Below are 22,800 nucleotides of genomic sequence, written 5' to 3' on the forward strand. Positions count from 1 at the left end.
CGCCCGCCAGGTTGGCCCCCGCCTGGTCGACCGGGTGGCTAGGCGGATTCGGCTCGACATCATGGAGCGCGGCTGGCCGGTCGGCGAAATCATCGGCACCGAGACCGAACTGGTGCTCCGGCACGGCGTGAGCCGCGCCGTCGTGCGAGAGGCGATCCGGCTGCTGGAGTACCTGGGCGTCGCGCGCATGAAGGCGGGCTCGGGCGGCGGGCTCATGGTCACGGCCCCCGACGAGACGGCGGTCGGCACGGCTGCGATGGTCTACTTCGCCTACGCGCAGGTCGGCGTCGCCGAGATGCTGGAGGCGCGCACGATCATCGAGCGACGTGCGGCCGAGCTCGCCGCTCGGCACGCCAAGCCGGCGGAGCACGAGGCCCTCGCCGCCGGCCTGGCCGAGCACAGCGCCGAGGAGGGCGACGAGCCCTGGACGGATCTGCACGGCCGCCTCGCGTCCCTCTCGGCGAACCCCGCGCTCGAGCTGCTCACCCGAATCCTCGTCCAGGTCACGAGCTGGTACTCGGCGTCGGAGCGGCGCTCGCACGCCCAGATCCGCCGGGAACGGCGGGCGGCGGAGTCGTCCCACCGGCGGATCGTCGACGCCGTCGGCGCGGGGGATCCGCAGCTCGCCGGCCGGGAGATGGCCGACCACCTCGACCGGGTCACCGGCTACCTCACCACCCGGAAGGTCCGGCGCACGCCGACCTTCGGCGACATGTCCAGCGGTAAGCCGGCGGCCAAGCTCGCCAGCGTGATCGCCGCCGAGATCCTCACCGACATCATCGACCAGGGCTGGCCCGTCGACCGCCACGTCGGCTCGGAGCTCATCCTCGCGGACCGGTACGACGCCAGCCGGGCGGTGGTCCGCGAGGCGGTGCGGCTGCTGGAGTTCCACCAGGTCGTCCGCACCCGACGTGGCCCCGGTGGCGGGCTGTTCGTCGCCGTGCCGTCGGCCGACGCCGTGGCCGAGTCGCTCGCCATCCATCTCGACTACGAGGGTGTGGACACGGCACACCTGTTCGAGGTACGCGCGGCGCTGGAGCTGGCGATCGTCGACCGACTGGCGCGGTCCGCCGACCGGGCGGTGGTCGCGGGGCTGCGCGCGGCGCTCGAGGCGCACCGTCAGGTCGAGGGCAGGGCCGGGCGCGCCATCCACGGCTGGCACGGCCAACTCGCGGAGGCGGCCGGCAACCGCGCCATCTGGCTCTTCCAACTCGCGCTCATGCGACTGACCGAGACTCGCGGTGTGCAGCCGGACCCGGCTATGCGTCGCTGGGTGGACCGCGAGCACACCGAGATCATCGACGCGATCGAGGCGGGCGACGCCACCGCCGCGCAGACCCTCATGCGGGACCACCTCGAGCAGGTGCGGCCCGTCGTCCGGCCGCACGCCGGAACCGCCGAGCGCGACCAGGCCGCCACCAATTGACCGTACTGGTACTGCGATGGCAAGCGTTCTAGCAGTCATGACCTCTTCCAGAACGGCGAAATAGGGTATCTAATGGGCGGGAGTCCACGCGCGAGGAGGCCCCTGATGATGCTCAAGCCGGGTCAGCGACTGCGGAGCACGACCTGCGAGGGGCAGTTCGTCGTGGTCCGACCGCCTAGTACCGAGATCGAGCTGACCTGTGGTGGCGCCCCGGTCGCGGACCTCACGGGCGGGGCCGCCACGGGCACCCCGGATGCGGCGCGTGCAGGCGGCACCCTGGTCGGCAAGCGCTACGGTCACCCGGACTCCGGCCTGGAGCTGCTGTGTACGAAGGCGGGCGCGGGCTCGCTCGCCGTGGGCGCAGAGCCGTTGGAGCCCGTGCAGGCGAAGACCCTTCCCTCGTCGGACTGAGCGCGCAGTGCGGCGCCGCAGGGTCCCCGCGGCGCCGCACCCGGTCAGGTCCCGGTGAACCGGGGTGCCCGCTTCTCCACGAACGCCGTGGCCCCCTCCTTCACGTCGTTCGACTTCAGCGTGAGCATGTCGTAGGCCATCGACGTCTCGAAGGCGCCCGCCATGAGTTGCTTGAGCATGACGTTGACGGACAGCTTGGCGAAGGCGATCGCCATCGGCGCGCCGTGGGCAAGCTGGTCGGCCATCTTGTCGACGAAGGCGTCGAGCTCCTCGTCCGGCAGGCAGTAGTTGATCAGCCCGATGTCCGCGGCCTTCTGCGCCGGGATCGGGTCGCCGAGCATGATGTACTCCTTCGCCCGGTGGAAGCCGATCAGCAGTGGCCACAGCGCGGCCCCGCCGTCTCCCGGGGCGATCCCGTTCTTCACGTGCGAGTCGCAGAACCGCGCGTTCTCTGATGCGATCACGATGTCGGCGCTCAGGCAGATGTTGACGCCGAGCCCGTAGGCGGGGCCGCGGACCTTGGAGATGATCGGCGTCTCGCAGTCCAGCATCCGCCAGAAGGTGTCGCGCGGCCCCTTCACCGACAGCCGCTTGGACGAGTTCTTCTCGGGCCCCGATGTCTGCGAGAGGTTGCGCAGGTCGATGCCCGCGCAGAAGGCGTCGCCGTGTCCGGAGAGGACGACCACGTGCACGTCGTCGTCCTCGTCCACCTCGGTCCAGAGCCGGTGCAGCTCCTGGATCATCGTGTGGTTCAGGGCGTTCTTGCGGCCGGGGTTGTGGAGCTCGGCGTGCAGCACTCGGCCCTGTTTACGCAGGATCAGACCGGTGTAGCTGTCCGGGTCGATCGCCGTCATTGGGGGTCCTTTCGCGGGCGGGCCGGTCAGGCGACCGGTCGGACGGGCGGATGGCCGATGGGATGGGTGGTGGCGGCGAGGGTGTCGCGCACCGCGTCGGCGACGGCCGAAACAGACCACCCAGGGTCGGCGGTCACCACGGGCTCGGCATAGGCCGGCGGACGGAGCAGGCTGAGCCGGGTCCCGTCGAACCGCACGACCTGGCCGTGCAGCGGCGCTGCGGCGTCCGAGAGCAGGTAGGCGACGGCCGGGGCGACGTGCTCGGCCTCGGGCAGCGCGTCCGAGGTGCCCATCCCCGAGCGGCCCAGCGGCGAGAACCCGGTGACCCGGATGCCGGTGCCGGCCAGGTCGATCGCCCAGCCGTAGACGAGCGAGGCGACCGCGCCCTTCGTGGCCCCGTAGAGAGCCAGCCCCGGCATGCCGAGGTGGCCGCCCGAGGTGACGTTGACGATCACGCCACCCTGCCCGCGCATCGCCGACATCGCGGCGATCCCGGCGTTCAGTACGCCCACGACGTTGACATCGACGAGGTGCCGGATCTCCTCCGCGGTGACCGCCCACGGATCACCGTGTGCGATGACGCCGGCGTTGTTGACCAGGCCGTCGACGTGCCCGAACTCGGCGACGCAGGCCGCGACGATCCCGTGCGCCGCGTCGAGGTCGGTCACCGTCGCGGGATGGGCGGCGGCGCGCCCGCCCGCGTCCACGATCTCCTGGGTGACAGCCTTGGCGCGGTCCCCGTCGATGTCGTTGACCAGCACAGCGGCGCCCTCGGCCGCCGCGGCCAGGGCATAGGCCCGACCCAGGCCGAACCCTCCCCCGGTGACGACGACGGCGCGGGAGTCGAGTGACGGCATCACTCCCCCTGCTTCCGGCGCTCAGCCCGGCGGGCGAGCACCTCCCGGAAAGGCACGCCGCGATCCGCGGCGGCCTCGCGCGGCATGCCCAGCAGCCGCTCGCTGACGATGTTGCGTTGCATCTCGTTCGTGCCCCCCGCGATCGCGATCGAGCGGCTCGTGAGCCACCGGACCGAGTGCGCGTCGAGGTTGTCGCCCGCCTCCGTGGGCCAGACCACCCCGGCCGCGCCACCGAGTGCCAGCGCGATCTCGCCGCGGCGCGGGGCGTCGATCCCCATGCCCAGCTTCAGCAGCGAGCCCCAGTCGCCCTGCAGGGCACCGATCCGCAGCCCGGTCATCACCCGGTCGCTGACCTGCCGGGACACGACCGCCGCGATGTGCGCCTCGGCCAGTAGTTGCCGGGCCGCCGGGTCCTGCAGCGTCCCGGCCCTCCTGGCCAGCGCGACCAGGTCGTCCACACCGGAGCCGTCGGCCTCGCCGGCATCGGACTCCGCACGGTAGCCGCGGCCGTGCCCGACGCCCGCCGTGGCGTTGCGCTCGTGGTAGAGCAGCGAGTGCGCCACGCTCCAGCCGTCGTTGAGCGGGCCGATCAGGTTCCCCGCGGGCAGCGTGACCTCGTCCAGGAACTCCTGGAAGAAATGCGCCGCACCGCCGTGCGCGGACACGATCGGCTCGATCCGCACGCCGGGGGCGTCGAGCGGCACCGCGAACATGGACAGCCCCGTGTGCTTCGGCCGGTCGAGATCCGTGCGGGCCAGGCACATACCGTAGTGCGCCTGGTCGGCGCCGGTGGTCCAGATCTTGGCACCGTTGATCACCCACTCGTCGCCCACCTGGACCGCGCGGGTGAGCGCGCCCGCCATGTCCGAGCCGCCGGAGGGCTCGGACAGCAGCTGCAGCCACACCTCGTCCCCGCGCAGCATCCGCGGCAGGTGCCGGTCCTTGAGCTCGTCCGACCCGTGGTCGAGCAGGGTCGGCGCCATCATCGCCACCGACACCGCCAGCGGGAACGGCATCCGGTAGCCCGCCGCCTCCTGGGCGAACACGGCCTGGTGGTCCAGCGTCAGCCCCGCTCCCCCGTAGCGGCGGGGGAACGCGATGCCGGCGAACCCGCCGTCGAAGAGCACGGCCTGCAGGCGGCGCGCCTCCGCCATCCCGACGGGACCCGCGCCCTCCCGCTGCGGGGGCATCTCGGCCGCGAGGAAGGCCCGGGCACGGGCCCGGAAGTCCTCGAGCGGCTCGTCCGCGCGATCGGTCTCCGACCGTGCTGCGGTACTCGTCATCGTCTCCCCCTCACACGCCCAGCCGGACGCAGATCTGCTCGCGGAGCCGCTCGGGCGTGCCCAGGACCGCGCGGTTGACCGTGACCCGGCGCAGGTAGAGGTGCACGTCGTGCTCCCAGGTCACCCCGATGCCGCCGAGCAGCTGCACGCACTCCTGCACGAAGCGCGGCGCGGCGTCCTTGACGTATGCGGCGGCCACCCGGACCAGCCGCCCCGCCTCGGGATCGCCCGCATCGACCGCGCGGGCCGCGCCGTCCGCGGTGGCCTTGGCCGACTCCAGCACCAGCAGCATGTCGGCGACCCGGTGCTTGAGCGCCTGGTAGGAGCCGATGGGGCGGCCGAAGGCGTGCCGGTCGCCGAGGTAGGCGAAAGTGAACTCGAAGGCGCGGTCCATCGCGCCCACCGACTCGGCGGTCTGCAGGGTCAGCGCGACCTGCAGCAGATGCTCGACGTCGGCCTCGGCGCCGCCCGGCGTACCGAGCACCGCATCGAGCGGGAGCCGGACGCCGTCGAACCGGACGCGGGCGAAGCGCCGCACGAGATCGAGGCTGCGACAGGGCTCCACGGTGACGCCGGGAGCGTCCCGCGGCACGAGGACCTGGGCGATCCCGTCCACGCTCCGGGCGACGACCAGGAACACCTCGGCGGCGTCCCCCGCCTCCACGACGTCCTTCACCCCGTCCAGCACGACCGCGTCCCCGTCGACCTCCGCCCGCGTGGCGAGGCCGTCGTCGGGTTCCGCGCGGGCCCAGGCCGCGACGGTCTCGCCCGCGAGCAACCCGGGCAGCAGCCGTTCGCGCTGCTCGGCGCTCCCGGCCCGGGTCAACGCCGCGATCACCACGTTGACCGGCAGGAACGGCCCCGGGACCACCATCCGGCCGCCCTCCTCGGCCACGATCACGGCGTCCGCGAGCGGGCCGTCGGAGAGGCTCCCGCCGCCGTCGGACTCGGTGGCGAGCAGCGAGGTCCAGCCCAGCTCGGCGCCCTTCCGCCACCATCCGGCGTCGAAGCCGGGGCCGCCGGGGTGCAGCGCACGCACCGCCTCGAGCGGGCTCTCGCGTTCCAGGAAGCGCCGGGTGTTCTGCTGGAAGAACAGCCGGTCGCCCGCCAGCTCACGATCCATCGGGCTCCTCCAGCCACCGGTTGAACGTCGGGGTCTCCTTGCGCAGCCACGCCTTCGCCCCGTCGCGGGCGTCCGGGTGGAAGTCGCTGATCGCGGTGCGGACGGCGATGTCGTCGCCCGCCTGGTCCAGCGTCTGGTGCGCGGCGTTGTAGACGGCCCGCTTGAGCAGCCGCATCGCCACCTGCGGGCCGGCGGCCAGCTCGGCGGCCAGCTCACGGGCACGCTTGCCCAGGTCGGCGTCGTCGACGGTCTCGGTGGCGAGCCCGAGCCGAACCGCCTCCTCGGCGTCGACCATCCGCTTGCGCATCACGAAATCCAGCGCCTGCTTCACGCCGAGGTGCTCGACCAGCAGCCAGTGCCCACCCTCGTCCGGCTGGTAGCCCATCCGCAACGTGCCGCTGCCGAGCGTGGCCGATCTCGCGACGAGCACATAGTCGCAGGCCAGCGCCATGCTCAGGCCGATCTGCACGGCGTACCCGTTCACCGCGGCGATCGTGAGCTTGTCCAGCCTGCGGATCGTGCGGGCCAGCTCCTGGCTGTAGGTCCGCAGCTGCGCGGCGAGGTTGACCGGCGCCTTGTGCCCGGCCGCGACCGGCGGGACGAGCGTGGGAGCCTCGCCCTCGTCGAGCCCGCCGAGCCACATCCCGGCGCAGAAGCCGCGGCCGGTCCCGGTGAGCACGACGACCCGCACGGCGTCGTCGAGCTGGCAGGCGGTGAGCACCTCGACGAGGTCGCGGCGCGCCGGGATGGACAGCGCGTTGAGCCGGTCGGGGCGGCCCAGCGTGATCTCCGCGATGCCCTCGGACACGTCCACGGTGAAGCCCGTGTACTCCCCGGCGGTCATCCGGCGGCCGCCGCGGTGAGCGGCGCGAACGCCGCCAGCATCGTCGCGTGATGAGCCTCGAGGAGCGCCTGCACCTTCGGATCGGTGAAGACGTAGAGCGCCCGGTTCCGCACCCCGTCGAGGGTCAGCTGCGCGACCTCGGCGGGCTGCAGGGGCGGCGAGATGTCGAAGGACGAGCTGGGCGCGTGCGGCGGCCGCGTCCCGTCCGCCTGCGCGGCCCAGTCCGGTCGGTTGCGCACCGAGTCCGTGATCCTGGTGGTGACGCCCGCAGGGCAGAGCGCGGTCACACCGACCCGAGTGCCCTGAAGCTCGTTGTGCAGGGTCTCGGTCAGCCCGACGACCCCGTACTTCGACGCCGAGTACATCGCACTGTGCGCGCTGGGCACGATCCCGTTCATCGAGGCCGTGTTCACGATGTGGCAGTCCTCGCCGGACTCCAGCATCGCGGGCAGGAACTCGGTGACCCCGTGGACGACGCCCCAGAGGTTCACCCCCAACACCCACTGCCAGTCCTCGTACGTCGCGTGGATCCCGCGCCGGTGGTAGGACACGCCCGCGTTGTTGAAGAGCAGGTGCACGGCGCCGAACCGGTCCCGCGCCGCCGCGGCCAGCTCCGCCACCGAGTCCCGGTCCGCGACGTCGGTGCGCACGCCGAGCGCCGACGGTCCGATGTCCGCCGCCACGGCGGCCGCACGGTCGCCCTCGACGTCGGACACCACCACGGAGCAGCCTTCGGCGGCGAGCGCACGGGCAAGGCCCTCCCCGATGCCGCTGCCGGCCCCGGTGACGACCGCGGTGCGGCCGCGGATCTCGAACGGTCCTGGGTCGGTCATGAGTTCTCAGTCCTTCGCGGCTTCGAGGGCGGGTTCGAGGTCCGGCTCCGGGTCCGGGCGCACGGGCTGTCGGCGCAGTGAAAGCGGCACGGGGCGCGGAATCGCGTCGAGCAGCGCCCGGGTGTAGGCCTCGCGCGGCGCCGCGAAGAGCGACGCCACCGGCCCCTGCTCCACGATCCGGCCGGTGGACATGACGATCGCCCGGTCGGCGATCACCTCGACCAGCGACAGGTCGTGGGTGATGAACAGGTAGGTCAGGCCGAACTCGGCCTGCAGGTCGTACATGAGGTTGAGCACCTGGGCCCGCACGGACACGTCGAGCGCCGCCACCGGCTCGTCGGCGACGATGAGGTCCGGCTTCATCGTCAGGGCCCGGGCGATCGCGGCGCGCTGAAGCTGTCCGCCGGAGAGCTCGGCGGGGTACCGCTCCGCCACGTCCGAGGAGATCCCGACGACGTCGAGCAGCTCGGCCGTGCGCCGCAGCCGGTCCGTGCGCCCCATGCCGAAGTGCACGGCCAGCGGCTCCGCGACCGACTCCCCGACCGGCAGGTGCGGGTCCAGCGAGCTGTACGGGTCCTGGAAGATCATCTGCATCCGCAGGCGCATCCGGCGCAGCCCGGCCCGGTCGAGCGTGGTGACGTCCACGCCGTCGAACCGGACCGTGCCCGCGTCCGGCTCGATCAGGCGCAGCACCAGCCGGCCGGTCGTGGACTTCCCCGCCCCCGACTCCCCCACCAGCGCCACGGTCTCGCCCCGCTCGGCGGTGAACGTCACGTCGTCGACCGCGGTGAACCACTCCTTGGCGCGGCCGAGAAAGCCCTGCCGCACGGGGTACCGCTTCACCAGCCCCTCGACCTCCAGCAGGCTCACCGGACACCCCCGACCGGGTCGAGGGTGATGCCCCGCAGGTCGAGCTCGCCGGTCCGCAGGCAACGGGCCGCGTCGCCGAGCTCGAGCTCCGGCGCCGTCGCGTCGCACAGGCCGGCTTGCTCGTGCGCGCACCGTGGATGGAACCGGCAGCCGACGGGCATGCCACCGGGGGGCGGCACGACGCCAGGGATGCTTACCAGGCGGCGACCGCGCCCGACGGCCGGGATCGAGCCGAGCAGGCCCGCGGTGTAGGGGTGCCGCGGCCGCAGGAACAGGTCCTCCACGGTCGCCCGCTCCACGACCTGCCCCGCGTACATGACCACGACCCGCTGCGCCAGCTCGGCGATCACGCCCAGGTCGTGGCTGATGAACACGATGGCGACGCCGGTCTCGCGCTGGATCTCCCGCAGCAGCGCCAGGATCCGGGACTGCACGGTGACGTCCAGGGCGGTGGTGGGCTCGTCGGCGAACACCAACCGGGGCGAGCAGGCCAGCGCCATCGCGATCATCGCGCGCTGGCACATCCCGCCGCTGAAGGTGTGCGGGTACTCCTTCGCGCGCTCGGCGGCCCGCGGGATGTGCACCCGGTCCAGCATCTCCACCGCGCGGGCCCAGGCCGCCGACCGGGACAGACCCTCGTGCCGGCGCACCGCCTCGGCGATCTGCTCGCCGACCGTGAACGCCGGGTCCAGGGTGCGGATCGCCTGCTGAAAGATCATTCCGATGGAGCGGCCGCGCCGGGTCGACAGCTCCTTCTCGCTCATCGCGGTGAGGTCCTCGCCGTCGAAGAGCACCTGTCCGTTCACCCGGGCGCCTTGGGTGCGCGTCAGCCCGAGCGCGCTCAGCGCCGTCACGGTCTTCCCCGAACCGGACTCCCCCACAAGGCCGACGACGGATCCCGCCTCGACGTCGAACGACACCCGGTCGATCACCGGGGTCCAGCCGCGGGGGCCGCGGAAGGAGACCGTCAGGTCGCGGATGCTGAGCAGGCTCATTGCTCTCCCTCGCTGCGCGAGGTCGGCGCTTCGCGCAGGCGCTGTGCCCACGATTCGCTCGCAAGCTCGCTCATGACTTCTCCGTCACCGCGAAGCGGGAGGTGCCGAGTGCTCGGGCCAGACCGTCGCCGAGCAGCGAGAACGCCAGCACGGTCGCGGCGATCATCGCGCCGGGCACGTAGATGAGGTGGGGCGCCTGGGCCATGTAGGCGTTGGCGTCCGAGAGCATCGAGCCCCAGGTCGCGGTCGGCGGCTGCACGCCGAGTCCGAGGAAGCTCAGGCTCGCCTCGATCGTGATCGCCAGGCCGAGGAGGATCGTGATCTGCACCAGCACCGGCGCGACCATGTTGGGCAGAACGTGGTGGAAGACGGTGCGGCGAGTGGAGTATCCGAGAGCCCGGGAAGCCTCGATGTAGGTCTCCTCCCGCACGGCGCGGGTCGTCGCGCGGGAGACCCGGAACAGTGGGGGTGCGAGCAGCAGCCCGACAGCGAGCATCGCGGTCGTCAGTCCCGGTCCGAGCACCGCGACGACGGTGATGGCGAACAGCAGCCCCGGGACGGCCATGAGGATGTCGACCAGCCTGCCCAACAGCCCGTCGAGCCGGCCGCCGACGAACCCGGCCAGCAGTCCTCCGGTCACCCCGACGAGCACCCCGATCCCGACCGCCTGCAGGGACGCGAGCAGCGAGATACGCGCACCGAACATGAGTCGGGAGAGCTCGTCCCGGCCGAAGTCGTCCTGGCCGAGCCAATGAGCGCCCGAGGGCGGCGCCAACCGCCCGATCAGGTCCTGTTGGTCGGGGTCATAGGGTGCAATCCACGGCGCCAGGACCGCTACCAGCACCACCAGCAGCAGGAACACCAGCGCGCCGGTGGCCACGGGCTGGCGGAGCAGTCGGCGCAGCACGCGCCCGCGCCGCGGTACCGCGCGGGTCGGCGCGGCAGCCGGCGGGGTCAGGGTGGGACCGACGAGGACACCGTCGCTCATCGCGCACCTCGCAGCTTCGGGTTGATCAGGCCGTAGGAGGCGTCGACCAGGACGTTCACCACCATCACGAACAGGGTGGTGACGGTGACGATGCCGAGGATGACCGGGACGTCCTGGTTGAGCGCCGTCTGCTGGGCGAGCAGCCCGAGCCCGGGCAACACGAAGATGGTCTCGATGATCACCGTGCCGCCGAGCAGGGCGGCGATCCGGAAGCCGAGGACTGCGACCACCGGCACGGCTGCGTTCTTCAGGGCGTGCTTGTACAGCAGGTTCGGGACCGTGAGGCCCTTTGCGCGAGCCGCCATCAGGTAGTCGCTGCCCTCCTCGGCGATCATCGCGGACCGCAGCTGCAATGCGATCGTCGCGGCCGGGTTCATGGCCAGGGCGATCGCGGGCAGCGTCAGGTGGTGCAACCAGTCCGTCGGACTCTCCCCGAGCGGGGTGTAGCCGATCGTCGGGAAGAAGTTCCTGGTCACCGCGAAGAGCAGGACCAGGACCAGGGCGAGCCAGAAGGAGGGGATCGCCAGCATCACCGACGAGACCGTGGTGACCGTGCGGTCCACGAGGCCACCGGGCCACCGGGCCGCGAGGATCCCCAGGACGAACCCGAGGAGCACCGCGAGCACGAGCGAGAGGACGCCGAGCGACAGCGTCACCGGCAGCTTCTCCAGCAGCAGATCGGACACCGGCTGGTTCGACAGGTACGACCGTCCGAGGTCGCCGTGCAGCGCCCCCCAGAGCCACTCCCCGTACCGCACCAGCAGTGGCTGGTCGAGGTGCAGCTCCGCGGTGATCGCGTCGACCACCTCCTGCGGCGCGTTCTCGCCGGCCAGGGCGTGAGCGGCGTCCCCGGGTGCGAGTTCCACCAGCAGGAAGACGGCGAACGTGACGACGAGCAGGGTCGGGATCAGGGCGAGCAGCGGCCGTCCGACGAGCTTCAGCACGGCTACTTCTTCGGAGCGATGTAGAGGTACCGGACGTCGACCAGACCCATGTCCGTGCCGGGCATCGTGTGCAGGTTCCCGACCGTGCCGTCCGTCAGCCAGACCTGCGAGCCGTAGCACAGCGGCACCGAGTAGGCGCCTTCGTAGAGCATCTGTGCGATCTGGTCGAAGGCCTTCGCCCGCTCGTCGCGGCTCAGCGTCGGGTCCCCGACCTTGGCCAGCAGCGGTTCGTACGGAGCCCGGTCGGCCTGCGGCACCAGGTTGACGTTGGCGAAGTACAGGTCGTTGACCAGCTGAGCCGGGTCCGTGCTGATCACGAACGCACCCTGCTGGGCGTCGAAGTCACCCTTCGCGAAGGTCGGGCCGCCCGGTGCGCGGGTGTCGACCGCCAGCGTCACGTCCATCCCGACGTCCCGCAGCGCCTGCTGCACGGCCTGTCCCTGGGCCTTCCAGGTCTCCGAGGCGTAGAGGGTGAACTTGGGAACGCCGACGCCGGACTCGGCGATCAGCTGCTTGGCCTTCTCCGGGTCGTAGGGGTTCAGCTGGGCCAGCTCCGGGCTCGACGCCCAGTGCGTGCCCGCGGGATAGTCCTGAGCCGTCGGCGTGCAGTTGCCGCTGAACAGGCCCTGGTTGATCGCGTCCCGGTTGAACGCGAGCTGGATCGCCTGCCGCACCTTCACGTTGTCCAGCGGCGGGCGGGAGGCCTGCAGCCACAACACCTGGTCGATCAGCGGCTGCCGGAAGAACTCCCCCGCGACCTGCCCGCTGTCGACGAGTTGCTTGGCCCGGGCGACGTCGACACCGGTGACCTGGCCCATCGTGATGTCCCCGGCCTGGACCGCGTTGATCCGTTGCGCTGCGGTGGGGATGTTCAGCCAGGTGAACTTGGCGATCTTCGCCGCGTCCTTGTCCCAGTAGTTCGCGACGTCGGTCCGCCGGGCATAGTCGATCTTGCCGCCGGGCCCGGGCTGCATCGCGGCCAGGGTGTAGGGCCCGGACTCGTTACCGGCCCCGATGCTCGTGGTGAGGTCGGCGTTCGGGTCCGCGAAGGCCTTCGGATTCATGATCATGCCGGTGTTCTCGGCGAACAGCACCGGCAGCTGGGCTCCGGTGCCCTTCTGCAGGTCGATCACAACGGTCGTGGCGTCGGCCGCGGTGATGTTCGTGATCGGCTTCAGCGAGGCGACACTCACCCCGCCGGGGATCGAGCGCATCCGGTCGAGATTCGCCTTGACCGCAGCGGCGTCGATCTTCGAGCCGTCGGCGAAGGTGGCGTCGGGTCGGAGCTTGAGGGTGAGCGTGCTGCCGTCCGGGGCGAACGTCCACTCGGTCGCCAGCATCGGCTGCACCGAGTAGTCCGTCCCCATTCGGGTCAGGCGGTCGTACAAGGGCAACAGGTAGAGATCGGGGCCGCCGCGCTGGGTGTTCTTGGCGGGGTCCAGGGTCGAGGGGCCGATCGCATAGGCGAACACCGCGCTGGCGTTGACATCGGGCTCCCCCGCGGGCTGGGAGGACGGCGCGGCGGGAGCTCCACCGCCCGTGCTGCCACATGCAGCCAGGACGGTCACTGCGACTGCGGCGACCAGCATTCGGGCACGCGAGATCCAGGGTCGCGACATGCGGACCACTCCTCCACGTTGAGGGGATGAGTCGCTTGTGGACGGTGAGCGAGACGGAGCGACTGTTGCGACCATAGCGGGCGCCTGCAGCTCGAGGGAAGAGAACTAGGATATCTTTTTTTCGGCGTCAGGCTTGTCGATCCAGCTACTCACAAGAAAGGAACCTCAGGTCAAACCCCTTCGGCAGGTGGAGCCACAGGCGGAACCCAAGGCCGAGGACAGCTGGATTCACCAGCAGGATACCGAGCAGGTGACCACGTCGGTCCTGTGGCGCAAGGCGATCCCCCAACCCCAGAAAGCCGAACCACGCCGCGCTCGTCAGATGCGGAGCGTCCAGCTCCGGGTGCGGAGCCGGTGGCGCCTGGATGGCGTCCCGCTACCGCTCCTCGCGGATGGCGGCGACGACCTGCCGCTCCTTCACGGAATCGTGAGGCGCGACGTCGACGCGCTCGACGATGCCGGCAACCGGCGCGAGGACGGGGATCTCCATCTTCATGCACTCCAGGATGATGATCTCCTGGTCCGCCTCCACCGTGTCGCCCACGGCGACCTTCACCAGTACGACGCTCCCGGTCACGTCAGCCCGCGCGGGCACCATCAGATCCGTCCTCCTTTGTCGAGTTCTGCTGATGTGCTTCTGTCGGCTCGGGCTCAGGACCCGAGGGACGACGGGATGCCCGCCCCGTGGGCAGCACCGAGACGCTCCTCCGTGACCGGGTCGAACAGCGTGATCCGGCCACCGTCACGCACCGTCACTCTGACCCCGGCCCCCACCTCGGGTGCGTCACCGACGTGCCGGACGAAGATCCGCGCCCGGTGAACCGCCGCAGACGTGTCGTCCGCGAGGGGGGTGACCGCAACCAGGGTCTCGTGTCCGATCTCCTCGTGGAGCTCGACGGTTCCTCGGAAGCCGGGTTCGTCGATCAACCCGACGTCCGAGCGGAGCACGAGGTCCTCGGCCCGCACGCCGACGAGCGTGTCGCCGGCGACCGAGAGGCCGGGCTCGGGCAGGCACGGCAGTCGGCCACCCCACCACCGGAGCCCGTTGCCCGGATCCCACTCCCCCGGCCCGATGTTCATCGGTGGGTTGCCGAGGAAGCGGGCGACGAAGACCGTTGCGGGGTCACGGTAGATCTCGGCCGGCGGGCCTTGCTGCTGAACCGCACCGTCGCGCAGCACGACGACACGGGTTCCCATGGTCATGGCCTCGACCTGGTCATGGGTGACGTAGACGACGGTGCGCCCGGTCCGCTGATGCAGGGCGAGGATCTCGTAGCGCGTCTCCGAGCGCAGCTTGGCGTCCAGGTTGGAGAGCGGCTCGTCCATGAGGAACGCGACGGGGTCGCGCACCAGGGCTCGACCGAGTGCTACGCGCTGCCGCTGGCCCCCGGACAACGTGCGGGGATGCCTGTCGAGCAGTTCCGTGATCGCAAGCATCTCCGCGGCTCGCTCGACCCGCTCCGCGACTTCCCGGTCGGTTCGCTCGCGCCGGTACAACGCCGAGCCGAGCAACGGGATGTGGTGCCACCACCGGAAGTCGTCCATGAGCAGGGGGAAGGCGAGATTGCGGCGGACGGTCATGTGTGGATAGAGCGCATACGACTGGAACACGACGGCGAGATCACGCTCCCCGGGCGCCCGGTCCGTGACGTCCTCGCCGTCGACGGCGATGCGTCCGGAGGTCGGCGTGTCCAGCCCGGCGATCATCCGCAGGAGGGTGGACTTTCCGCAGCCGGACGGGCCGAGCAGGACCAGGAACTCGCCGTCCTCGGCCACGAGATCGACGTCGTCGAGTGCGGTCGTGGCCCCGAAGCGCCGCGTGACGCCCCGGATCTCGATGCGGCCCATCGGCCCACCTATCCCTTCACCGCGCCGGCGCCCAGGCCGCTGACGACATGACGTTGCAGGAGCATGAAGAAGACCACGGCGGGTAGCGCGTAGAGCAGCGAACCCGCCATCACGACGTTGATCGGCGTCGAGTACTCGCCGATGAAGGTCGTCAGGCCCACCGAGGTCGGCTTCACGGCGTCGTCGGTCGCGAACGTCGCCGCGAACAGGTACTCGTTCCATGCAGCGAAGAACGCCAGCACAGCCGCCGCCGCGACCGACGGTTTGATGACAGGCAGGACCACGAAACGAAGGACGGCCAGGCGGGGACACCCGTCCACCCGCGCGGCCTCCTCGATCTCGGCGGGAACGGCGTCGACCGCACCCTTGATCATCCATGCGACGATCGGGAGGACGAACGCCGCGTTCACGATCACGAGGCCACCGAGGTCGTTGAGCAGACCCACGGCCGCGAACACGGCGTAGAGCGGCACGACGAGCAGTGCCTCCGGCAGCATCTGCGTGACGAAGAGCGTGAACCCCAGCACGCCGCGTCCGCGGAAGCGGATACGCGACAGGGCGTACCCGCACGTGACGCCGAAGGCCACGCTGACGATCGTGGTGCCGACGGCGATGAGCGTCGAGTTGAGCAGCCACGCTGCCATGGGGGTCTGGGTGACGACGTCGACGAACACCGAGAGGTTGCCCAGGTCCGGCCAGAAGACCGGTGTCCGGTCGAAGAGCCGGGCGGTCGGGAGGGTGGCGGTGACGAACATCCAGTAGACGGGGAAGACGCAGAGGACGCAGAGCACGAGGACCCCGAGGAGCTTCCCGACGAGCCCGAACCGGCCGAAGATCGTCATGCCGTCCCTCCGTAGCGCCGACCGAGCCTGCGGCTCACGAAGAAGTACAGGATCGCCGCTCCCACGGAGAGGAGCAGGCCGAGCATGCCGATCGCCGAGCCGTAGCCCAACTGCCGGTTCCGGAAGCTCTCGCGGTACAGGTCGATCATCAGCGTGTTCGTCGCGTCGACCGGACCACCCCCCGTCAGCAGCCAGATGATCTCGAAGCGACGGAACGACCAGATCGTGAGGAAGAGCGCGAGCGTCAGCAGCGTCGCGGTGATCCCCGGCATCGTGACCTGGCGGAACCGGTTGAAGGCCGACGCCTTGTCGACCTTGGCGGCTTCGTAGAGCTCGCCCGGGATGGACTGCAGCGCCGCGAGGAGGGCGATGGCCGCGAACGGGAAGACCTTCCAGACCGTCACCGCCACGACGGCGGGCATGGCGAGGGCAGGATCACTCAACCACCGCTGGTAGTCCTCGATGAACGGGAGCCACGTCAGGACGTAGTTCGTCACGCCGTACTGGCCATCCAACATCCAGATGAAGACCAGGGCGGTCGCCACTCCGGGCGCCGCCCACGGCACCGTGAGGATCGATCGGAGCACGCCACGCCCTCGGAAGCCGAGGTTCATCACGAGGGCCGCGACGAGTCCCAGGGCGAGCGATCCGAGGACGGACGCCACCGTGTACACCAACGTCACCCAGAGCACGTGCAGCAGGCGCGGATCACCGAGCAGCTCGGCGTAGTTGTCCAGCCCGACCGCGCGTCCCGCGCGTGGCCGTGCCAAGGACGTCTCGGTGAAGCTCAGGCGCAGTCCCTCCACCAGAGGGTAGGCCTGGACGAGCAGCAGCAGCACCACGGTCGGCATGACGAGGGCCAGGCCGAAACCGCCCGTGCGACGGACGGGAGTCCGTCGCACGGGCGTCACCGACGTCGGTGCCTCGGCGAGCGTCACCTCTTCAGGCCCCCGACCGCGGCCTGCGCGTCGTCCAGGGCCTGCTGGACCGGCTTGCCGTTCGTGATGACCTGGTCGACCTCGCGCAGCACGGTCGTCCGGAACTCGGCGGCGTTGGTCTCGAAGCCGGTCGGCAGAGCCAGGACCGCGTCCTTCGTCCCGTCCGAGAAGGTCTTCAACCACGGGCTGGCGGCCAGCAGGTCCTGGGGAGGAGCGGTCGACGTGGCGAGGATGTTGCCCCTGGTCGCGGTCGTCAGCTGATCCTGCACGGGCTGGCTGAGGAAGTAGTTGAGGAACTTGCCGGACTGTTCGGGCTGCTTCGTGTCGACGTTCTGCACGGTGAAGATCGGGATGATGACCGTGGACTTCGTCGGGAACGGCACGGGGACGACCTCGAGCTGCAGGTTCGGGTTCTCTCCCAGCAGGTTCGCCGGCACCGCCGCGTTGTCGATCATCATGGCGAGCTTGTTCTCCCAGAACATCCGACGGTTGGTGGCCCCGTCACTGCCATAGGGGTGATCCTTGCTCTTCACCATGTCCGCGAACTGCGTGACGGCGTCGACGACCGCCGGGCTGTTGACCGTGGGAGTGCCGTCGTCGGACGACCAGCGGCCGCCGAAGCCGTACACCCAGTTCGACAGGTCGTACCACCAGCCCGCCTCATCGCTCATGCTGTGCCGCAGCGCGAAGCCGAAGGTGTCGCTGGTGGTGAGCGTGGCAGCGGCTACCCGGAACTCCTCGTACGTCGTCGGCGGCGTGAGACCGGCCTTGGCGAAGAGCTCCTTGTTGATGAACAGCGCGTAGTTCTGGACGCTGTGGATCACGCCGTAGCGCTTCCCGTCGACGAAGGCATAGCGGTCGGGCTCGATGAAGTCCGACGACGGTCGCTGCACGACGTCGCCGATGTCGGCGAGCAGACCCTGGGACTGCAGGCTGTAGAAGTCGTCGACGGTGAGGTTGAAGACGTCAGGGCCGTTCCCACCGCCGAGCTGGGTGAGCAACGTGTCCTGGAACTGCGGAAACGCGATCTGCTCGGCGGTGATCGGGCCGCCACCGGGCGAGGTCGCGAAGCCTTCCACCGCGGACTTCAGCGCCGCGCCACGCCCGGCTCCCTCCATCTGCCAGTCCGCGTAGGTGATCGGTCCACCCGCGGAGGCGGCGGAGCTGTCCGAGCCGCCGCAGGCGGCCAGACCGAGCATCGCCGCTACTGCCGCCAGGGCCCCGAGCAACCTCGGGACTCGTGGGTACCTCATCGTGCCCCCTGTTCCGTGTGGACAGGCGCGTCGGACCCGGCGAACACCGATCCGAACTGCTCGCGCAGCTGCAGTTTGTCGATCTTGCCGACCGGGTTCCGCGGCATCTCGTCGACGAACTCGACCCGCCGCGGCGCCTTGTAGCCGGCGAGCCGCTCGCGCACGAAGGCCCGGAGTACGTCGAAATCCGCCGGCGGCGCGTCATCGCGCAACCGGACGACCGCCGTGACGCACTCCTCGTAGATCGGGTCCTTCGTGCCGATCACCGCGACCTCGTCGACTGCGGGGTGCAGGCTCAGGACGTCCTCCACCTCGCGGGAGTACACGTTCTCGCCGCCGGAGATGATCATGTCCTTCTTCCGGTCCGCGACGTAGAAGTACCCGTCGGCGTCCCGGCGCACCAGGTCGCCGGTGCGGTACCAGCCGGCCGCGTCGAGGACGGTGGCGGTCAGCTGGGGCCTGCCGTAGTAGCCATCCATGGTCGTCGGCGCGCGGAGGACGAGCTCGCCGACCTCATCGGGGCCGGCCGGTCGCCCGTCGACCTCGACACGGACCTCGGTACCCGGCACCGGCAGCCCGATCGTGCCCGGGCGCTGCAGGAACACCTCGCCGCGAACCCCGATGGAGTGCGGACCGGACTCGGTCGAGCCGTAGCCGTGGCTGATCTCGGCGTTGGGGAAGGCCTCGCGGATCCGCTCGAACAGGCCCAGCGTGGCGACGCTGCCGCCGAGGTACACCCCGCGGACCCCGCGGGTGTCGACGCGATCGAGCTCCCCGGAGGCGAACAGGAGGTTGAAGTGCGCCGGCACGCCCATGAAGTACGTGACGCCCGTGCCGATCGCCGCGGCGATGTGCCCGGGGTCGAAGCGCCGCATGATCGTCACCCGACCGCCCTGGACCAGGAGCTGGCCCGGCACCGCGCCCCCACCGATGTGGAACTGCGGGCCGGATCCGAGCAGGTGGTCGTCCCGGTGCAGCCGGAACGTCGTCGCCGCGGCCAGGGAGTCGATGATGCGCTTGCGCTGCGAGCGCATGACCCCCTTGGACTGCCCCGTCGTTCCGCTCGTGAAGACGATCTCGTGCAGTGCGTCGTCCGGCACCTCGGGCAGCGCGCCGTCGGCCGCGGCGTCGAGGAACGCGTCCCAGGAGACCGACTCGACCTCGGGCGCGGGCCCGTCGATGGCGACGACTCGGATCGTCACCCCGTCGGCGGCCTGCGTGAAGGGCTCGAGCAGCTCGCGCTCGACGAACGCCACCTTCGGCTCCAGCAGCTCCAGTAGGCCACGGATCTCCGTGGGCCGGAGCCAGTAGTTGAGCGGTGCGAGGGCGAGACCGGCGAGCGCGGTGCCGTAGTAGGTGTACAGGTACTCGACCCTGTTGTAGGACAGCCAGACCACGCGGTCCCCGGCCTGCAGGCCCATCCCCAGGAGCCCGGCGGCGACGGCGCGGCTCCGCGCGGCGAGCTCCGCGTAGGTCACCGTGCCCGCCTCGGCGCTGGCCACCGCCGGACGCGCACCGTAGCCGGACGTGGCAGCCGCGAGGATTCTCGAGTGACTGAGCATCAGCTGGCCCACTCGGTGATGCCGGCCGCCTCGAGCGCGAGCTCGCGTGCGCGCTCGAGGTCGTAGTGATTGGACGACACGATGCGCTGGGCGTAGAGACCGCCGCCCGACTGCACGTTCGTGACCGAGTGCCATCCGCCGTGCGAGTCGGCCGTGAGGTCGCGGATCGCGTGCATCAGCCTCAGCCGGTGCTCGGCCTCCACGCCCTTGCGCCCCTGCATGTACTTGCTGACGAAGACCCCGGTCTCCTCGTTCTCGAGGTCACCGATCGTCGGAGCGGTCAGGACGACGCCGCCGGCGATGTCGTGCACGTGGCGGACCATCAGGTTGTAGTTGGCCGCGCCGTGATACTTCGCGGCGTTCGTGTACAGCTCGTTGGGGTGGACGAAGCCCTCCGGGGTCTCGACGCAGTGCAGGATCGCCGCCTCCAGACCCGCTCGGATCAGACTGGCGTGGATCACCATCTCGGCGATCTTCTCTTTGACGTGTGAGTACCTCAGGGTGCCGTTGGCGTCGGCCGCGAGGTGGGCGAAGCCGACGAGCAGGTCGGCCTGCTCGGCCATCGCCGACGTGCCGCCGATCCGCTCCCACAGGCCCAGGGAGTGCGCGAACACTGCTGCATAGCGCCCCTCCCCCGCGAGGAAGACCCGCTCGTTGGGCACGTAGACGTCGTCGAAGATCACGAAGCCGTCGGGCATGTGTTCGCGCGAGGTGACGGGGAAATGTCGCGTGTCGGCCGAGCGCGGCGCGTAGGACGAGTTGATGATCTTCACGCCGGAGGTGTTGACGGGGACTGCGCAGGCGACGGAGTAGTCCTCCTCGCCTGTCTTCATCCGCTTGGTGGGCATGACCATCAGGTCGTGTCCGAAGGAGGCACCCGTGATGTGCAGCTTGGCGCCTCGGATGACGATTCCGGAGTCGTCGCGGTCGACCATGCGGACGTAGGCGTCCGGATCCGGTTGGTCCTTCGGTGCGAGGCTTCGGTCGCCCTTGGCGTCGGTGATGCACTCGGTGATCCGGATGTCGCCGACTACCGCGGACTCACGGTAGGCCAGGACGTTGTCGCTGCGGGCCGCTTCGACCCCCTGCAGCCGAGCAGCCGCGGTGAGCATGGCCATGAGCGAGCCGAACGTGGTGCGCGTGACGATGTCGACCCGACGCAGCTGCGGAATTCGTTCGCGCAGCTCGTCCGCCGAGCGGGGCGGTTCGAGGATCGGGCTCGTGGCTCCTTCCGCCGGGTCGTAGTAGGTGTCGTACGACGTCGACACCCACTCGGCGGCGGTCCCCATGACCGGGTGGTCGGGGATCGAGGTGACCTTGCTGCCCTCGAAGTACGTCTGCCGACCGTCATCGAGGGACTTCAGATACTCGGAAGCCGTCTGCATCTCGCTCCACTCGCTCTGGCGACCCGTTCGGCCGCGTCGTGGGTGTGGTCATGTCGCGCGTGCGCTCGCGCTCGGCACTCACCAAGACGTCGGCCAGCCCGCCAGGGCGTGGTCGTGATCGGCGGGCGTCCGGCCGTCCATCAGCCGGTCCAGGTGCGCGCAGAGGACCTGGCGCGTCTCGTCGGGCTCGATGACGTCGTCGATGGACATGGCGCCGGCCGGCCCCCAGACGTCGGTCTCGCGCCGGAGCTCCTCGGCGCGGAGCCGCCGCCGCGCCCGACGCTCGTCGCCCTCGAGGTCGGCGAGCTCCCGTCCGTGGAGGACGTTCGCGCCGACCTCGGGATCCATGAACCCGAACTCCGAGCCCGGCCAGGCACAGAGCAGGTCGGCGCCCATTCCGCAGCCCGCGAGCAGATGGTGGGCAAGGCCGTAGGCCTTCCGCAGCACCACCGTCAGTTTGGGCACGCTCGAGTTGACCAGCGCCTGCTGCAGGTGCATCGCGGTGAACAGCAGACGTCGGTGCTCCTCGTCCGGGCCGACCATGAGGCCCGGCGTGTCCTGGAGGAACACCAGTGGGAGATTGAACGAGTCGCACAGCAGGACCAGCCGGGTGATCTTGTTCAGGCCGTCGACGCCGAACGCCCCCGCGTGATGCAGCGGCTGGCTGGCCACGATGCCGACGGCATGCCCGCCGATCCTGCCGAGCGCGGTCACGATGCCTCGACCGATGCCGGCTCCGAGTTCGAGCGGGTCGTCGTCGGCGATCAGTCGGAGAACCCGTCGAATATCGTAGCCGCGCCGGCGGTCCGAGCTGACGAACCGGGTGATCGGCGTGGACCGGTCCCGGTCGGCGACCGGTGCCCGCGGAGCCATCTCGTGGGCCGAGGAGGGCAACAGCGAGAGCAGGCGGCGAATCGTCGCGACGCCCTCCTCCTCGGTGTCGACGACCACGTCGGTCTGTCCGCTGAGGGAGCCATTGACGTCCACCCCGCCGAGCGCCTCGGGCGTGACGATCTCACCGGCCGCGGCTTCCACCACCCGGGGCGAGGTGACCGACATGCACGACCCCCGCAGCTGGATGACGACGTCGGACAGCGCGGCGTGAAAGGACGAGCCGCCGAACGAGTCGCCGGTGATGAACGTGATCGACGGGATGCGCCGGGCACGGTGGCCGTACACCGGCAGGGCCGAAAGCCGTGAGAAGTCCGACGACGCGAGGATGTCCGGTATCCGCCCACCGCCGCACTCGCCGAGGAAGACGAACGGGATCCTGGACCGGAGGGCCTGGTCGTAGATGCGCTCGACCTTGCGACCGCCGTTCTGTGAGCTGGTCCCGCTCTTCACCGTCAGGTCGTCCCCGACGACGGCGACGCGACGCCCGTCGACCCGACCGTAGCCACCGATCTTGCCGTCACCGGGCGTGTCCGCCGCATCCTCGTGACGCGCCGAGTGGGCGTGCATCCCGATCTCGTCGAACGATCCCGGGTCGAGGAGTGCGGCGATCCGGTCCCGCACCGTCGGCTTCCCGCGTGTGCGCAGCCGGGCGAGCCGATCCGGCCCGCCCAGTTCCTGCGTGATCCGGCGACGGCGTTCGGCCAGTGGCTCCTCGCCGGGCCATCGACCCGCGACATCGGCGCTCTCGAGCATCCCGGTGCGCACTCCCCTGCGTCTCACGAGGACAACACCGTCCTCGTTGGACGACGACCGGATCTCCGGAGAGGTGACCGGCGTCTCAGCACAGCAAAGTACTAGGGATCCCTAGTAAATCAATAGGGGCTACGAGTAACTTGCTGACACTGCCTGCAGGCAGCCGGACCCCGGGTAGGCTTCGGCCCCCACCGACGGGCCGGCCGCTGACGAGGGACGGGGGCACGACGATCGAGCCAACACAGAGGGATGCCGACTCGATCCTGCAGATCACCGCG

21 protein-coding genes are annotated in these 22,800 nt (G+C 70.5%); 2 read left to right on the forward strand and 19 right to left on the reverse strand.

Going from position 1 to position 22,800, the window contains the following annotated elements:
- The first annotated feature begins 34 nt into the window (after positions 1-34).
- Both ACQP04_RS23755 and ACQP04_RS23760 read left to right on the forward strand, forming a co-directional pair.
- Complete coding sequence (locus ACQP04_RS23755) at positions 35-1,426, forward strand: FadR/GntR family transcriptional regulator (RefSeq protein ID WP_433502777.1); 1,392 nt, start codon at positions 35-37, stop codon at positions 1,424-1,426.
- Positions 1,427-1,531: 105 nt separating this feature from the next.
- Positions 1,532-1,837, forward strand: a complete 306-nt coding sequence (locus ACQP04_RS23760) for a hypothetical protein (protein WP_433502778.1) — start codon at positions 1,532-1,534, stop codon at positions 1,835-1,837.
- Between the two features lie 44 nt (positions 1,838-1,881).
- Here the strand turns inward: ACQP04_RS23760 and ACQP04_RS23765 are convergent, their stop codons facing one another.
- The 19 genes from ACQP04_RS23765 to ACQP04_RS23855 form a co-directional block, all read right to left on the reverse strand.
- The gene (locus tag ACQP04_RS23765; protein WP_433502779.1) at positions 1,882-2,691 is read right to left on the reverse strand and encodes an enoyl-CoA hydratase/isomerase family protein; all 810 of its coding nucleotides are present in this window, start codon (positions 2,689-2,691) and stop codon (positions 1,882-1,884) included.
- A gap of 26 nt (positions 2,692-2,717) precedes the next feature.
- A complete protein-coding gene (locus tag ACQP04_RS23770; protein WP_433502780.1) occupies positions 2,718-3,548 on the reverse strand; it encodes an SDR family NAD(P)-dependent oxidoreductase in 831 nt (276 codons plus the stop codon).
- Positions 3,548-4,831, reverse strand: a complete 1,284-nt coding sequence (locus ACQP04_RS23775; protein ID WP_433502781.1) for an acyl-CoA dehydrogenase family protein — start codon at positions 4,829-4,831, stop codon at positions 3,548-3,550. Before ACQP04_RS23775 ends, ACQP04_RS23770 begins: the two co-directional genes overlap by 1 nt.
- A 10-nt stretch (positions 4,832-4,841) precedes the next feature.
- Positions 4,842-5,954 (reverse strand): acyl-CoA dehydrogenase family protein, encoded by a 1,113-nt coding sequence (locus ACQP04_RS23780; protein ID WP_433502782.1) that lies wholly within the window; start codon positions 5,952-5,954, stop codon positions 4,842-4,844.
- Positions 5,944-6,798, reverse strand: a complete 855-nt coding sequence (locus ACQP04_RS23785) for an enoyl-CoA hydratase/isomerase family protein (RefSeq protein ID WP_433502783.1) — start codon at positions 6,796-6,798, stop codon at positions 5,944-5,946. The genes ACQP04_RS23780 and ACQP04_RS23785 overlap by 11 nt, the downstream gene beginning before the upstream one ends.
- Positions 6,795-7,631 (reverse strand): SDR family NAD(P)-dependent oxidoreductase, encoded by an 837-nt coding sequence (locus tag ACQP04_RS23790; RefSeq protein WP_433502784.1) that lies wholly within the window; start codon positions 7,629-7,631, stop codon positions 6,795-6,797. The genes ACQP04_RS23785 and ACQP04_RS23790 overlap by 4 nt, the downstream gene beginning before the upstream one ends.
- Before the next feature lie 6 nt (positions 7,632-7,637).
- On the reverse strand, positions 7,638-8,501 hold the full coding sequence (locus ACQP04_RS23795; protein ID WP_433502785.1) for an ATP-binding cassette domain-containing protein: 864 nt from the start codon (positions 8,499-8,501) through the stop codon (positions 7,638-7,640).
- A complete protein-coding gene (locus ACQP04_RS23800) occupies positions 8,498-9,496 on the reverse strand; it encodes an ABC transporter ATP-binding protein (RefSeq protein ID WP_433502786.1) in 999 nt (332 codons plus the stop codon). Before ACQP04_RS23800 ends, ACQP04_RS23795 begins: the two co-directional genes overlap by 4 nt.
- 70 nt (positions 9,497-9,566) lie before the next feature.
- A complete protein-coding gene (locus tag ACQP04_RS23805) occupies positions 9,567-10,484 on the reverse strand; it encodes an ABC transporter permease (RefSeq protein WP_433502787.1) in 918 nt (305 codons plus the stop codon).
- Entirely contained in the window at positions 10,481-11,428 is a 948-nt protein-coding gene (locus ACQP04_RS23810) for an ABC transporter permease (protein WP_433502788.1), read from the reverse strand. The genes ACQP04_RS23805 and ACQP04_RS23810 overlap by 4 nt, the downstream gene beginning before the upstream one ends.
- Positions 11,429-11,430: 2 nt before the next feature.
- Positions 11,431-13,047 carry an ABC transporter substrate-binding protein gene (locus ACQP04_RS23815; protein WP_433502789.1) on the reverse strand — a complete coding sequence of 539 codons (1,617 nt, stop codon included), beginning with the start codon at positions 13,045-13,047 and terminating at the stop codon, positions 11,431-11,433.
- Positions 13,048-13,423: 376 nt separating this feature from the next.
- Entirely contained in the window at positions 13,424-13,645 is a 222-nt protein-coding gene (locus tag ACQP04_RS23820; RefSeq protein ID WP_433502790.1) for an acetyl-CoA carboxylase biotin carboxyl carrier protein subunit, read from the reverse strand.
- Positions 13,646-13,698: 53 nt separating this feature from the next.
- Positions 13,699-14,895, reverse strand: a complete 1,197-nt coding sequence (locus ACQP04_RS23825; protein ID WP_433502791.1) for an ABC transporter ATP-binding protein — start codon at positions 14,893-14,895, stop codon at positions 13,699-13,701.
- Positions 14,896-14,903: 8 nt separating this feature from the next.
- Complete coding sequence (locus tag ACQP04_RS23830; protein ID WP_433502792.1) at positions 14,904-15,737, reverse strand: carbohydrate ABC transporter permease; 834 nt, start codon at positions 15,735-15,737, stop codon at positions 14,904-14,906.
- Positions 15,734-16,639, reverse strand: coding sequence for a carbohydrate ABC transporter permease (locus ACQP04_RS23835; RefSeq protein ID WP_433502793.1), 906 nt, complete (start codon positions 16,637-16,639; stop codon positions 15,734-15,736). Before ACQP04_RS23835 ends, ACQP04_RS23830 begins: the two co-directional genes overlap by 4 nt.
- Before the next feature lie 32 nt (positions 16,640-16,671).
- The gene (locus tag ACQP04_RS23840; protein WP_433502794.1) at positions 16,672-17,874 is read right to left on the reverse strand and encodes an ABC transporter substrate-binding protein; all 1,203 of its coding nucleotides are present in this window, start codon (positions 17,872-17,874) and stop codon (positions 16,672-16,674) included.
- 50 nt (positions 17,875-17,924) lie between these two features.
- Complete coding sequence (locus ACQP04_RS23845; protein ID WP_433502795.1) at positions 17,925-19,490, reverse strand: class I adenylate-forming enzyme family protein; 1,566 nt, start codon at positions 19,488-19,490, stop codon at positions 17,925-17,927.
- Entirely contained in the window at positions 19,490-20,875 is a 1,386-nt protein-coding gene (locus ACQP04_RS23850) for a 4-hydroxyphenylacetate 3-hydroxylase N-terminal domain-containing protein (protein ID WP_433502796.1), read from the reverse strand. The genes ACQP04_RS23845 and ACQP04_RS23850 overlap by 1 nt, the downstream gene beginning before the upstream one ends.
- A gap of 78 nt (positions 20,876-20,953) precedes the next feature.
- Positions 20,954-22,549: an acyl-CoA carboxylase subunit beta gene (locus tag ACQP04_RS23855; protein ID WP_433502797.1), complete on the reverse strand. Its 1,596-nt coding sequence runs from the start codon at positions 22,547-22,549 to the stop codon at positions 20,954-20,956.
- Between the last annotated feature and the right edge of the window lie 251 nt (positions 22,550-22,800).

This window comes from Pseudonocardia halophobica (assembly GCF_050948485.1).
Lineage (GTDB): Bacteria > Actinomycetota > Actinomycetes > Mycobacteriales > Pseudonocardiaceae > Pseudonocardia > Pseudonocardia halophobica.

Coding starts and splice junctions, on each gene's coding strand:
- ACQP04_RS23760 (WP_433502778.1), top strand. CDS start 1,532: ATGATGCTCAAGCCGGGTCAGCGACTGCGGAGCACGACCTGCGAGGGG.
- ACQP04_RS23765 (WP_433502779.1), bottom strand. CDS start 2,691: ATGACGGCGATCGACCCGGACAGCTACACCGGTCTGATCCTGCGTAAA.
- ACQP04_RS23770 (WP_433502780.1), bottom strand. CDS start 3,548: ATGCCGTCACTCGACTCCCGCGCCGTCGTCGTCACCGGGGGAGGGTTC.
- ACQP04_RS23775 (WP_433502781.1), bottom strand. CDS start 4,831: ATGACGAGTACCGCAGCACGGTCGGAGACCGATCGCGCGGACGAGCCG.
- ACQP04_RS23780 (WP_433502782.1), bottom strand. CDS start 5,954: ATGGATCGTGAGCTGGCGGGCGACCGGCTGTTCTTCCAGCAGAACACC.
- ACQP04_RS23785 (WP_433502783.1), bottom strand. CDS start 6,798: ATGACCGCCGGGGAGTACACGGGCTTCACCGTGGACGTGTCCGAGGGC.
- ACQP04_RS23790 (WP_433502784.1), bottom strand. CDS start 7,631: ATGACCGACCCAGGACCGTTCGAGATCCGCGGCCGCACCGCGGTCGTC.
- ACQP04_RS23800 (WP_433502786.1), bottom strand. CDS start 9,496: ATGAGCCTGCTCAGCATCCGCGACCTGACGGTCTCCTTCCGCGGCCCC.
- ACQP04_RS23805 (WP_433502787.1), bottom strand. CDS start 10,484: ATGAGCGACGGTGTCCTCGTCGGTCCCACCCTGACCCCGCCGGCTGCC.
- ACQP04_RS23815 (WP_433502789.1), bottom strand. CDS start 13,047: ATGTCGCGACCCTGGATCTCGCGTGCCCGAATGCTGGTCGCCGCAGTC.
- ACQP04_RS23820 (WP_433502790.1), bottom strand. CDS start 13,645: ATGGTGCCCGCGCGGGCTGACGTGACCGGGAGCGTCGTACTGGTGAAG.
- ACQP04_RS23825 (WP_433502791.1), bottom strand. CDS start 14,895: ATGGGCCGCATCGAGATCCGGGGCGTCACGCGGCGCTTCGGGGCCACG.
- ACQP04_RS23830 (WP_433502792.1), bottom strand. CDS start 15,737: ATGACGATCTTCGGCCGGTTCGGGCTCGTCGGGAAGCTCCTCGGGGTC.
- ACQP04_RS23840 (WP_433502794.1), bottom strand. CDS start 17,874: ATGCTCGGTCTGGCCGCCTGCGGCGGCTCGGACAGCTCCGCCGCCTCC.
- ACQP04_RS23845 (WP_433502795.1), bottom strand. CDS start 19,490: ATGCTCAGTCACTCGAGAATCCTCGCGGCTGCCACGTCCGGCTACGGT.
- ACQP04_RS23850 (WP_433502796.1), bottom strand. CDS start 20,875: ATGCAGACGGCTTCCGAGTATCTGAAGTCCCTCGATGACGGTCGGCAG.